The following is a 12461-nucleotide window of genomic DNA, read 5'->3' on the forward strand; positions in this document are numbered from 1 at the left end:
CAGTCTGGTAGGAGGAAAGGGCGGAAGGCTCTGATGTCCAATGACGAGTTGACTTCGTACGGTGGGCCGCCTCCGGTCCCGCCAGGTCGACGACGACGCAAGATATGGGTGGCCGCCGGAGTCGCCGGCCTCACCGGGGTGGTCGGACTGGCCGCTCTGGGCGGCGTGGCCGCCCGGGACCAGAAGTCCGGCGACCGGAACAGCACCTCGGACGCCCAACCGGCGGCCGCACCGAGACCGGAGGCTCCCGGTCCGACCGCCGAGGCGGACGGCCGGACCGACGACAAGGCCACCCGGAGCGGCGAGGAGCAGGGCGCGGACCGCAAGGGCCATGAGGCGTCCTCCGGCGAGCAGCGCCGCGACGACAAGGATCGGGGACGCGAGGTGCCCTGCGACAGCGACAAGCTGATCCAGGCCATCGAGTACGCCAACGACAACCGCGGCGGCACGCTGGAGCTGGCCAAGGGGTGCACCTACGAGCTGACCCGCTCCGACGTGGGCGACGGCACCGGCCGCAACGGGCTGCCGGTGATCACCCAGGCGGTCACGCTCTCCGGGCGCGACACCACGATCGTCCGGGCGGCGAACGCCGAGCCGTTCCGGATTCTCAACGTGGGCCGCAGCGGTCACCTGACCCTGAAGAACGTCGTCGTCAAGGGTGGGCTGACCCAGGCCGACCCGATCGCGGCGTCGAGGGCGAGGGTCGATCTCTCTGCCAAGGCCGTCGCGAAGCCGGCGAAGGCAGGGGCGGGCACGAACGCGAAGGCAGGCGCGAAGGCGGCCACGCCAACGAAGGTCCCCGCCGCCAAAGCCGCCACGAAGGTCCCCGCCGCCACGAGCGCCTCGGCCGCCGAGGCCGCCCGAGGTGCCGGTGGCGACGCCACACTCGTCGACGTCGCGCCGGGCGACGGCGCCGGCCTGCTCGTGCAGCGGGGTGGCCGGGCCGACGTCGAGCACAGCGAGTTCCTGCTGCACCACGCCGGCGGCAACGGCGGCGCGATCGCCAACTTCGGCACCGCCCGGGTGGCACACAGCCGGGTGGCGACCAGCAGCGCCGGCGGGGTCGGCGGCGGCGTGTTCAACGCGGGGGTGTTCCGGGTCGAGGAGGCCACGATCACCGACAACAGCGCGGTCGACGGCGGTGGCATCGGCAACGGTGTCCCCGGTCTTGGGTTCCCCGGCGGCGGTGGCACGCTCTGGGTCTGGAAGAGCACGATCGAGCGCAACCGGGCCATCGACAACGCGGGTGGCGTGCTCACCTACCGGGGCACCGCGACGTTGACCGAGACCAGGATCGTCGGTAACCACAGCGGCGAGGACGGCGGCGGTCTGCTCGCCCTCGGCGACGGACAGCTCGCGTTGGAGAAGGCCCTGGTGGCCCGGAACTCCGCCGACGACACCTCCGGCGGGCTGGGGGTCGGCCCGGAGAGCACGGCGGTGATCGAGCACAGCGAGATCACCGAGAACGTCGCCGAGCGCAACGGTGGCGGACTGACCACCTACGGCGGCACCGCCGTCGTGCGGAACACCGCGATCGTGGCCAACCGGGTGGTCGGCCAGAACTCGGTGGCCGGCGGCATCTACAACGAGGGCGGCCAGGTCCGGTTGGAAGGCTCCACGGTCCAGGCCAACTTCTCGGTGCTGCCGCCCGGTGGCATCTGGACCAACAACGGCGGCGTGGAGATCGACCGCAGCTCGGCGGTGACGGCCAACCGGCCGACCAACTGCGTCGGCAGCCCGGTCGTGCCGGACCGCTGCTTCGGCTGATCGTTCCTTCTGCGTACAGGTAAATCCAGAGCACGACCACATAGACGGGCTCCTCCGCCGCACGGCGGAGGAGCCCGGGTCGTCTACCACCTGCTCGGGCCCGTCAGCGGCTGATCGCACCGGGCCGGCCCGTATCGCACCCTTCCATCACTCCCGCGCAGCCCGTACCGAATGTGGGGTTATCTCGGATATGGGCGCGAAGCGAGGAACACTCTCATACGGTGCATGTGGGAGCTACAACCGATTTGTAGCAGGGGAAGCTCACCCGCGTGTGACGACCCTGTCTGGTACGACGAGAGGGCAGAGAGCTCCGATGTCCAACTACCAAGCTAAGAACAACGCCGCGGAGCCGGAGGTGGCGCCGAAGCGGCGTCGCGCTTTCTGGCTCGCCAGCGGCGTCGCCGGTCTCACCGGTGTGGTCAGCATCGCCGCCGTCGGAATCGGCGCCGGCGCGGTCAGCGCCGACGGTCTGCGCTGGTCCACCGCGCAGCAGGTCAGCTCGGACAGCGACCGGGGCCCGGGTGCCGCCGAGGGGCACGAGGGCAAGAAGCGGGACCGCGGTGGCGACCAGCGCGACGACCAGCGCAAGGACCGCGGTGGCGACGAGTACAAGGACCGCGGCGACGACCGCAAGGACCACGAGAAGGAGGTGCCCTGCGACTCCGACAAGCTGATCCAGGCCCTCGTCTTCGCCAACGACAACCACGGCGGCGTGCTCAACCTCGCCAAGGGGTGCACCTACACGCTGACCCGTTCCGACTACGGCGACGGCACCGGCCCCAACGGCCTGCCGGTCATCACCGAGAACGTCGTCCTCAAGGGGCACGACACCAAGATCGTCCGGGACGCCACGGCCGAGGAGTTCCGCATCCTCAACGTGGGTCGCGGCGGGAACCTGACCGTCAAGGGCCTGACCATCAAGAACGGCCAGACCCGGGCACTGCCGATCAACGGGGACACCCCCGAGGCCGTGTGGTCGCGGTTCTCCAACTCGGTGGAGGCGACCAAGGCCGCCGAGGCCAAGAAGGAGTACCTGCCGCTGCTGCAGGCCGCACCGAAGGGTGCCGCGCTCAAGGCCGCACAGGCCAAGGCCGCGCCCTCGGTGCTGCTGGAGCCGGAGTCCAACGACGGTGGCGGCGTGCTCGTGCAGCCCGGCGGCACCGCGTCGTTCTCCGACACGCACATCGTCGCCAACCAGGCCGGTGGCGTCGGTGGCGGCCTGGCCAACTTCGGCAAGGCAGACCTGCACCGTAGCGTCGTGGCCGACAACACCGCGTTCCTGTACGGCGGCGGCATCTTCAACGCCAGCGTGCTGCGGGTGGCCGAGTCGAGGATCATCAACAACGACGCGATCATCGGCGGCGGTGGTGTCGCCAACGGTGCCGCCTTCATCTTCCGCGAGGACATCGACGGCGGGACCGCGTTGCTCGAGAAGACCGAGATCACCGGCAACGAGGTGCTCGGCTTCGGCGGTGGCCTGCTCGACATCGAGGGCAACACCACCGTGCAGCACTCGAAGATCCTGCACAACACGGCGGTCCTGGCCGGCGGCGGCGTGACCGCGGCGGGCGACGACAGCACCCTGGAACTGGCGCACGTCGAGCTCGCCAAGAACACCACCGTCGGTGTCGGCGGCGGCCTGGCGCTCGGCTTCCGGGCGATCGCCAACGTCTCGGACAGCAAGATCGTCGAGAACAAGGCCGGCTTCTTCGGTGGCGGTGTCTTCAACGGCACCGGCGAGGCGACCTTCCGCAACAGCGAGATCAGCGGCAACCGGGCCGTCGGCCCGCTGGGTGTCGGTGGAGGCATCTTCACCGTCTCCGGCGAGATCGACCTGGAGAAGACGAAGGTGTCGCACAACTTCGCCACCCTCACCGCCGGCGGTGTGTTCAGCTTCATCGGTCAGGTGGACGTGGATGACAAGTCCGCGATCACCGCCAACAAGCCGACCAACTGCGCCGGCAGCATCACCGCGATTCCGAACTGCTTCGGCTGATCCTCACGCCGAGGTGACGGCCCGGCCCCGTCGGACCGATCCACGGATCGGACCGGCGGGGCCGGACCACGTGTTACCGCTGGACGAACACCGCCACGCTGCGCGCCGGCACCTGGAACGTGCCGCTGGAACGCGCGAACGCGGCGGCACGCAGCACCGGGTCGGCCGAGGAACGCAGCACCGGATGCACCGACACGTCCGCCCCACGCAGCGCGTCGACCCGCTGCGTCGCCGCCTGCGGGGTGCCGTTGAAGACCACCGTCACCGACCGCCACGGCCCGCCCAGGCCACGCGCGTCCAGGGTCATGGTGAGCACCCCGGGCGTCTCCCCCGGACCGGAGAGCGGGAAGGCGACCCGCCGTTGCACCTCCCGCGCGGTGGGCAGCCCGAAGACCGGCGTGGAGGCCCGGATCCGCAGCAGTTCGGCGTACCGGGCGTCGGTCAGCGCGATCGCCGCGCAGTCCGGGACCAACGCCGGATCCGCCAGCAGCGGTCGGGCGTACGACCACTTGTCCCGGTTGTCCTCGGCCGGCGGAAGCCCGATGCCGAACCCGTTGCCCTGCGAGCAGTCCCAGCGGATCTGGTTGAACCAGTCCCCCGAGTTGTACGAGTTGCGGTCCAGCGACTTCGACCGCAGCCGCTCGGTGCCGGTGGTCACGAACCCGGCGCCCTGACCCATCACCACCGTGCTCAGCGCCAGCACCTGCATCCGGGCCCGGTCCGTGGCCGAGGTGCCCTGCGGCAGCTTGTAGGCCAACGCGTCGTACAGGATCTCGTTGTCGTGCGCGTCGACGTAGGTGATCGCCTCGCCCGGCGCGTCGGTGTACCCGGCCGGCGAACCGTTGTAGTCCACCTGCGCCCCGGTCACCTCCCGGCCGCCGGAGTCGGTGAACCGGTAGCCGCGCAGGTTGCCGGTCAGGCCCACCTTGACCAGGTCGTGTTGGTGCAGCAGCCGGGTACGCTGCTCGGCCGCCGAGCCGTTGACCGGGTCGCCGTTGGGGTCGGTGAACAGACCGGAGGCGAAGCCCTGGTGGCGGGGGTTCTCGTCGAACGGGCCGCCACCGCGCACCGCGTCGCGCAGCCGGTCGTTGAACGTGCCGATCCCGGTGCCGGCCATGTTGGCCTGGGTCGCCTGCACGAACCGCGCGTCGTCGGCCACCTCGCCGAAGTTCCAGCCCTCGCCGTAGAGCAGGATCTTCTTGCCGTCCACGCCGTCGCGGGCCACGGTCAGCCGGTCCAGCGCGGTGCGGGCGGCCAGGATGTTGGCCTTCGGGTGGTGGCCCATCAGGTCGAAGCGGAACCCGTCGACCTTGTACTCCCTGGCCCAGGTGACCAGCGAGTCGACCACCAGCTTGCCCATCATGGCGTGCTCGGGTGCGGTGTTGGCGCAGCAGGTGGAGGTGGCCACCGCGCCGTCGTCGAGCAGCCGGTGGTAGTAGCCCGGGACGATCTGGTCGAGCACCGAACGCGGGTCGGTGCCGGCGGCCGAGGTGTGGTTGTAGACCACGTCCAGCACCACCCGCAGGCCCGCGCCGTTGACCCCGGCCACCATCTGCCGGAACTCGACGGTCCGGCGTGTGCCGTCGGGGTCGACGGCGTACCCGCCCTCGGGGACGGTGTAGTGCAGCGGGTCGTACCCCCAGTTGTAGCCGTCGGTGTCCTTCACCGCCGCGACGCACTCCTGCTGGCGTTCGGAGTCCGACGCTGCGGCGGCCAGGTCGCAGTCGGGCTGACGCTGGTCGACACGCCGTTCCGGAATGGTGGCGAAGTCGAACACGGGCAGCAGGTGCAGGTGGGTCACCCCGGCGGCACCGATCGACCTCAGGTGCCGCATCCCGGCGGTGCCCGGGTCGGTGAAGGCGAGGAAGGTGCCGCGACGCTCGGCCGGCACGGTGCTGTCGGCGATCGAGAAGTCCCGCACGGACAGCTCGGAGATCTGCACCTTGGCCGGCGCCACCGCACTCGGCTTGCGCAGCGTCGACCAGCCCGCCGGCGCCAGCTTCGGGTCGGTCAGGTCGGCGATGAGGCTGTGCGTGGAGTCCGCCGCCAGCGCCACCGAGTACGGGTCGGTCACCGAGGCGGTCACCACCTGCTGGGCCGTCGGCTGCCACGCCTGTACCCGGTACCGGTAGTAGCGGCCGGTCCAGTCCCGCGCCCCGCGCACCGACCACACGCCGGTGCGGTCGTCGCGGCGCATCGCCACCACGCGCGGCGTGGCGGTGGGCGAGTCGAACAGCTCCAGCGACACCGTCCGCGCGGTCGGCGCCCACACCGCCAGGGACGGCACGCCGCCGGTGAAGGTGGCGCCCAGGCGGGCGGTGGTGGCCGGGGCGTAGACGTCGTCGAGCACCCCGGGGAGCTGCACGCCGGTGGCACCGAGCAGCGTGCCGTCGGCGGCCCGCTCGGTCACCAGCACCTGCCCGCGCAGGGCCGCCGGCACCTTGGCCAGGTCCCGCTTGTCCAGGGTGAAGGCGCGCCGGTCCCACAGGTGCGGGAACCGGTCGCGCTGCGCCTCGGTGAGCCCGTTGCGGCGCGCGGTCAACGGCATCGAGGTGTACGTGCCGACCAGCTCGCCGTCGACCACGCGTATCCCACCGGCGGGTGCGGTCACCAGCGCGTACGCTCGACCGTCGGTGGGACCGGTCCGCCAGGCGACGGTGCCCCGGTCGATCCAGTGCGCCGCCTGCCGGGTGATGTCGGTGTCGCCGCCGCCGTCGCCGGTGGTCGTCGGCGGCAGCAGCCGACCCGGTGTCGCCGCGAGCAGCCAGACCTCCCGCCCTGCCTCGGCGAAGTCGAGCCGCTGGTCCTGCGGCAGGTCCTTGGTGTCCCCGGAGTGGATGATGTAGCTCAGCCCGGTCGCTCCCTCGGCCAGCGGCACCCGGAACTCGGCGCCGTACGAGTCGACCCGGGTCGGCGGCATCGGCCGGGCCCAGTCGGTGGGCGTGGCCGCGCCGTCCCACAGGTGCAGTCCCCAGCCGTCGTAGTCACCGTCCGGCCGGTGGTAGTGGATCACCGCCACGCCCTCCTCGACCGGCGGTGCCGGTGTCCCGGCAGCCTCCTCCCGGCTCGGATAGGTGGCCGGGTCACCCTGTTTGACCCAGACCTCACCGGTGCGCGTCACGTCCACCGTCCGGTCGTTCTCGACGTCCTTTGCCGTCCGCGTCGACCACCAGGAAGCCGACCGACTTCGCCCCCGGCTTGAGCTTCACCCAGGCGAACCGCCCGTACGAGTCGGTGCCGTCGAACGGGCGACCCTGCGGCCACTCGGTGGCGTACGCCGGATCGATGTCGCCCCAGGCGTACAGGCCCCAGTCGTCGTAGTCGCCGTCCGGGCGGTGGTGGTGCACCACCAGCCAGTCGCGGGACGAGCCGGTCGGTGGGGTGCCCACGGTGGCGGTGGAGCGGGCGGTGGCGGTACGGCCCCGGGCGTCCCGGACCGCCGCCTTGTACTCGATCTTCGTGCCGGCGGCCAGCCCGGTCAGGTCGTGGTGCACGGTGTACGGCGCCCGGTGCGCGGAGCCGAGCAAGGTCCACGTGCCGCCCGCCACCCGGGCCGCCATCGTGACGGTGGCCAGCGGGTCCCCGCTGACCTGTGCGGTCACCTCGGCCCGGGTGGCCACCGGCGTACCCGTCGGGGTGGTGATGGTCAGGCCCGGCTTGGCGGCGGGCAGCGCGACGGGCCGACCGGCCCGGTGCACCACCGCCGACAGCGGGGGCACGGTCACGGTCAGGGTGCCGTCACCGGCGGTCGCCCGCCGACCGGTGGCGCCGTAGACGGCGGTGAAGGTGGCGCCGGCCGACCAGGTGTCCACGGTGACAGTCTGCGCGGTCGGCGCGTTGTTCACCGTCACCACGTACTCGGTGCGGTCGCGCGGGTCGAACCGGGAGAAGGCGAAGACACCCGGGCCGTCGGCGGCGTGGCGCGTCACCTGCACACCGTCGCGCAGCGCCGGGTGTGCCCGGCGCAGGTCGCCCAGCCCGGCGATGGTCCGGTACAGCGGATGCGTCCGGTCGAACTGGTCCTGGGCGTGGGTCCGGTCGGTGCCCAGCAGGTCGTCGTCGAGGTAGTCGGCGGTGCGGGAGGCGAACATCGGCTGCCGGGCGTCCTTGTCCCCGCCCGCGCCGGTGAAGCCCTGCTCGTCGCCGGAGTAGACGACCGGCTGACCACGGGTGAGGAACATCAGCTCGTGGGCGAGCTGATCGCGGCGCAGGTGGGTGGCCGGGTCGGTGTCGCCGTTGACGATGAACGAGCCGATCCGCCCCATGTCGTGGTTGCCGAGGAAGGTGGGCAGCCGCCCGGCGTCGGTGTCCCGTACGGCGTAGAGGTCGTCGCGGGCGTACAGGTCGGCCAGCGTGGTGGCGGAGCCGTCGGCGGCGGTGAAGCCACGCGCCGCCTCCTGGAAGCCGAAGTCCAGAGTGGCCGGCAGTCCACCCTGCCGGACGTAGCTGGAGGCGATCTCCGGGTCGGCGCTGTACACCTCGCCGAACATGAAGAAGTCCGGCTTGCCGGCGCGGGCCGCGGCCTGCGTGACGCCCTGGCTGAACTGCGGCCAGAAGTCCATGTTGACGTGCTTGACGGTGTCCAGTCGGAAGCCGTCCACGCCGGTTGCGCGCACCCAGTCGGCGTAGATCTTCGTCATGCCGCGGACCACCTCGGGTCGCTCGGTCCACAGGTCGTCGAGACCGACGAAGTCACCGTACTCGCTGTTCTCGCCGACGAAGGTGGAGTCGCCCCGGTTGTGGTACATGGTCGGGTCGTTGAGCCAGGACGGCACCTTCACCGTCGCGTCCGCCGGGGTCCGGAAGGTCGGGGTGTACGGGAAGGACCGGGTGTTCACCTCGGGGAAGGGCCGCGATCCGTCGGCGAAGTTGCGGTCCTCGAAGGGCCGCCCCTGCGCGTCCCGGTACGGCGTGGTCGCCTTGTCCACATAGGTCTGCCGGTTCTCGGCGTAGCTGATGACGTCGGCGGTGTGGTTGACGATCACGTCGAGAAAGACCTTGATGCCGCGCCGGTGCGCCGACTGGACCAGGCGCTTGAGGTCGGCGGCGGTGCCGAAGTGCGGGTCGACCTGGGTGAAGTCGGTGATCCAGTAGCCGTGGTAGCCGGCCGACGCGTCGTCGCCCTCGCCCTGCACCGGACGGTTGGCGAAGACCGGGGCGAGCCAGATGGCGGTGGTGCCCAGCCCCTCGATGTAGTCGAGCCGCTCGATCAGTCCCTTGAGGTCGCCGCCCTGATAGAAGCCCTTGTCCGTCGGGTCGTAGCCGGTGCTGAGGCGGTCACCGGTGAGGCCGCCCCGGTCGTTGCGTGGGTCGCCGTTGTCGAACCGGTCCGGCAGCACGAAGTAGAACTGCTCCGCCGTCGCCCGCTCGTCGGTGCCCGCCGCCAGCAGGGCGGCTGCGGACGGCTCGGTGGGCCAGGTGACGGCGCCGGTGGCACTGGGCGCCCCGGTGGTCGAGCGACCGGCGGCGGTGGCGCTCTCGGGAACCGCGACCGGCGCGCCGGCCAGCGTCAGGGTGAGCAGGAAGACGAACGCGAGCAGGGCCTTACGCGACAGCGGCGGGGGTTTCATCGACGGCCTTCCTCTGGCTGCTGATTGGCCCGCACGCTAGCCCTTGCCGAAACATTCTGCAATACCTTGCAAACATGGCGGCAACAGAGCAGTCTCTTGCGCAAGGATGAGATCGGTGGCGGCCCGCGACCGGCGGTCCGGGGGTCACCGACGACTACAGGCCCTCCCCGAGACGGAGCAGTTCCTCGGCGAGGGATCGGCGAACTCGATGTGGAAGCGCAGCGCCACCGAGGCACCCGCCGACAGGTGGGGACCACTGCGATAGGTCAGCGTGCCCCGACGCCCGTCGAACGTGCCCTGCGGCACCCCTTCCAGCCACGCGGTCACCACCCGACCGCCCGCGTACTCGACCCGCGCCACCCACCCCAGGTCGCTGCGCGACGTGTTGCGGATCAACACCTCAGCGATGAAGCCGCCCTGGAAGGTGTCCATCACCCGGTACTGCGCCTCGATCGGTGCGGGCTTGGCCACCGGCGGGGCGCTGCTACGCGGCGGCGACGGCACCACCGGCGGCGCCTGTGGGGTCGACACAGTCGGCGGCGACGGCTCCGGCGAGGTGATGCCGGCCTCGCTCGGCGGGTCGGTCTTTCGCGGCGAGAGCCCGGGCACCGCCGGCGCCGGCGGACTCGCCGCCTCCCGTCCGGCCGAGGACGCCCGCTCGGGGATGGGTGGGGCGGCCGCCGGCCCCTGGGGCCCAGGATCGAACTCCGGGCCCGGTCCCCGGTACGCCCCGATCGCGATGACGAACAGCATCACCATGGCGAGCAGGCCGATCGACATCAGGATCCAGGGCGAGGACGCGACGGTGGGACCGGGCGATGGTGAGAGATGACGCGGAGCGCGACGCATACCGGACATGAATCTCCTCAGCGGGCAGCCGGGCAAGCGTAACGATCTTCAGCGAAAGGGAAAAGTCCCCAGGGATACACCGAACCGTCCTAACAGTACGGTCATCACAGGGCGCACGAGGAACCGTTGACCACACAGTGGGCGGGGTACTCGCCACCGCCGGTGCGGCTGAACCGCAGATCCACCGTCTGCTGTGCTCCGGCGGCAAGCTGCACCGTCCCGCTGAGCAGGTACCATCCACCGCCCTTGATGCTTACCGAGACGCCCGGTCCGCTGGAGGCGCGGATCCCGGTCACGTCGCCGGTGAAGCGCAACTCGACCTGCCAGTCGCGCGACTCGGCGGTGCCGTTGCGCACCACCACCTGCGCGCGGAAGGAGTCCGGTTCGACCGCACCGCTCACCCGATAGCTGGCGGTGAGCGCACCCGGCGCGGCGGGTGACACCGACGGGGCGGGCGTCGGTCCGCTCGGCGACCGGCTGGCCTCCGACCGCCCGGCCGGGGAGGCGGTCCGCGACGGTGGGGTCGGCAGCGCCGACGATCCTGGCGTGGCGGACGTGGCGGCGCCATCCGGCGCCGGGCTGAGCCGTTCCGGACCGGACGGGGCAGACGTGGCCGGGTCCGATGTGGACGGTGTTGGCAGCGCCATCGCCGGCCCGGGCTTCCACGACGACGGCTGCTCCGGGCCCCGAAAGGCCAGCGCCGCGACCACCAGCAGCACCGCCAGCACGCCGACACCGACCGAGACCACCACCCAGGGGGCCGAAGCGATCATCCGCGGAAGGGCCCGCCGACGGGCCGTCTCCGTGGTCTCGGCACCCGACGGCCGCACTGCCATTGAGGTCCCCCCTCGTCGCACCGACGCGACAGCCTAGTCACGGCGGCAGCGGGGAGCGAAACGGGTGGGGGCGGGTCGTCCGACCCGCCGGGCCAGGTCCCCGGGACGGCCGGGCACGACGGCCCGCGCCGCGAGGTCAGCCGGTACGGATGACGGTGCAGATGACCGGACCCTCCGTGGCGGCCCGCAGCAGGTAGCGGTACCGCTCGCCGGGCACCTGCCGGCCCTGGCTGTCCAGGAACTCCCACCGCACCGCCACCTCGGTCAGCAGCGCGGAGACCTGCTGCACCTCCTCGATGTCGGCGTGCGCGGCGACCAGCTCACGCTCGGCGTAGTCGGTAGCTGCGCCCACGAAGGACAGCGCCACCGCCGCCGGCGAGGTGAACGAGAAGCTGTAGGTGTCGGCGACCACCAACCCCGGCAGGGCGTAGCAACCGGCGATCGCGGGCAGGTCGCCGACGGTCAGGGCCACGCCGTACCGGTCGAAGAACTCGGTGAGCGTGTCGAGATCGGTGGAAGCATTCACGTCGCATGCAATTGCCGCCACGCCGGTCGGCGAAACCTCAGCGCTCCGGGATCCGTACCTCGATCTCGCTGCCCAGCCGGGCACCGCCCTGCAGGCCGAGGTCGTCACCGCTCCAGAACCGGCCCGGGTCGTACCAGTTCGGCCGCTTGCCCGGCGGCAGCAGGCCCATCGCCTCGTAGGTGACCGCGACGACCTCGGCGCAGTACGCCGTCTCCAGGGTCCGTTCGCGCTCCAGGGTCCGCTCGCGGTCGGTACTCGCCCGCTGCCGCCGTGGCACCGGCAACCGCACCGCCGGCACCCGTCCCCGCATCCACCGCCAGGCGAGTTGCGCCGTCGACGGGAACGGCGTGCCGTCCAGCCGGGCGATGGTCCGCAGCACCGACCGCTCCATCTCGGCGTCCACCGGTGGGTCGAGCTGACGCAGCCAGGCCCGCTGGCCGTACCGGTTGGCCCAGACGCAGACCGCGTCGCGCAGGTCGTGCAGTTGCACCCCACGCTGATGGGCGCCGGTCCACATGTCCGGCAGCGACCGACCCAACTCGGCGTGCCACATCAGCGGCGGCATGTCGTCCAGCACGACCGCCATGCCCACGTGGTTGACCGGGCTGTTGGTGATCGACTGGATGGCGCGGTCGGGCACGCTGCGGCCGCGGAAGACCCACACGTCACCGGTACGCGTCAGCTCCACCGCCTCGTCCAGGCTGATGCTCATGAAGGACTACCCTATGCGGATGCGGCAACGGATGCGGTGGTGGAAGGTCCTCGGGTTGGCCGGTCTGGCCGGGGTCGCGGCCTCCGGCGTGGTCATCGCCCGGGCGGAACGGCGACGGCGCGCGTACACCCCGGAGGAGATCCGGGCCCGGCTGCGCGACCGCCACGCCGAGGCCGCCGCGCCCGACGACGCGGGCTGAGAACCC

7 protein-coding genes and 1 pseudogene are annotated in these 12461 nt (G+C 71.7%); 3 read left to right on the forward strand and 5 right to left on the reverse strand.

The features are described from left to right. The first annotated feature begins 33 nt into the window (after positions 1-33). Both ACZ31C_RS14425 and ACZ31C_RS14430 read left to right on the forward strand, forming a co-directional pair. Positions 34-1767 carry a right-handed parallel beta-helix repeat-containing protein gene (locus ACZ31C_RS14425; protein ID WP_465795659.1) on the forward strand — a complete coding sequence of 578 codons (1734 nt, stop codon included), beginning with the start codon at positions 34-36 and terminating at the stop codon, positions 1765-1767. 313 nt (positions 1768-2080) lie between these two features. Beyond that, positions 2081-3763, forward strand: coding sequence for a hypothetical protein (locus ACZ31C_RS14430; protein ID WP_465795660.1), 1683 nt, complete (start codon positions 2081-2083; stop codon positions 3761-3763). Positions 3764-3836: 73 nt separating this feature from the next. On the opposite strand, the pseudogene pulA reads toward ACZ31C_RS14430, so the two are convergent. The 5 genes and pseudogenes from pulA to ACZ31C_RS14455 all read right to left on the reverse strand — a co-directional run bounded on the left by pulA (position 3837) and on the right by ACZ31C_RS14455 (position 12256). Further along, positions 3837-9333: pseudogene (gene pulA / locus ACZ31C_RS14435) on the reverse strand (pullulanase-type alpha-1,6-glucosidase). A gap of 144 nt (positions 9334-9477) precedes the next feature. Beyond that, positions 9478-10113, reverse strand: coding sequence for a cellulose binding domain-containing protein (locus ACZ31C_RS14440; RefSeq protein WP_465795661.1), 636 nt, complete (start codon positions 10111-10113; stop codon positions 9478-9480). Positions 10114-10286: 173 nt separating this feature from the next. Beyond that, positions 10287-10955: a hypothetical protein gene (locus tag ACZ31C_RS14445; RefSeq protein WP_465795662.1), complete on the reverse strand. Its 669-nt coding sequence runs from the start codon at positions 10953-10955 to the stop codon at positions 10287-10289. Positions 10956-11154: 199 nt separating this feature from the next. After that, positions 11155-11544 carry a hypothetical protein gene (locus ACZ31C_RS14450; RefSeq protein ID WP_465795663.1) on the reverse strand — a complete coding sequence of 130 codons (390 nt, stop codon included), beginning with the start codon at positions 11542-11544 and terminating at the stop codon, positions 11155-11157. A gap of 37 nt (positions 11545-11581) precedes the next feature. Then, on the reverse strand, positions 11582-12256 hold the full coding sequence (locus ACZ31C_RS14455; protein ID WP_396743031.1) for a hypothetical protein: 675 nt from the start codon (positions 12254-12256) through the stop codon (positions 11582-11584). Between ACZ31C_RS14455 and ACZ31C_RS14460 the strand changes: the two genes are divergently transcribed. Then, on the forward strand, positions 12255-12455 hold the full coding sequence (locus tag ACZ31C_RS14460; protein ID WP_350696808.1) for a hypothetical protein: 201 nt from the start codon (positions 12255-12257) through the stop codon (positions 12453-12455). The genes ACZ31C_RS14455 and ACZ31C_RS14460 overlap by 2 nt on opposite strands. Positions 12456-12461 lie beyond the last annotated feature (6 nt).

It is taken from the genome of Micromonospora sp. NPDC023869 (assembly GCF_055559695.1).

Excerpts from the sequence above, each read along its gene's own strand:
- ACZ31C_RS14455 (WP_396743031.1), bottom strand. The coding sequence starts at position 12,256 with ATGAGCATCAGCCTGGACGAGGCGGTGGAGCTGACGCGTACCGGTGAC.
- ACZ31C_RS14440 (WP_465795661.1), bottom strand. The coding sequence starts at position 10,113 with ATGTCGATCGGCCTGCTCGCCATGGTGATGCTGTTCGTCATCGCGATC.
- ACZ31C_RS14460 (WP_350696808.1), top strand. The coding sequence starts at position 12,255 with ATGAAGGACTACCCTATGCGGATGCGGCAACGGATGCGGTGGTGGAAG.
- ACZ31C_RS14445 (WP_465795662.1), bottom strand. The coding sequence starts at position 10,955 with ATGATCGCTTCGGCCCCCTGGGTGGTGGTCTCGGTCGGTGTCGGCGTG.
- ACZ31C_RS14430 (WP_465795660.1), top strand. The coding sequence starts at position 2,081 with ATGTCCAACTACCAAGCTAAGAACAACGCCGCGGAGCCGGAGGTGGCG.
- ACZ31C_RS14425 (WP_465795659.1), top strand. The coding sequence starts at position 34 with ATGTCCAATGACGAGTTGACTTCGTACGGTGGGCCGCCTCCGGTCCCG.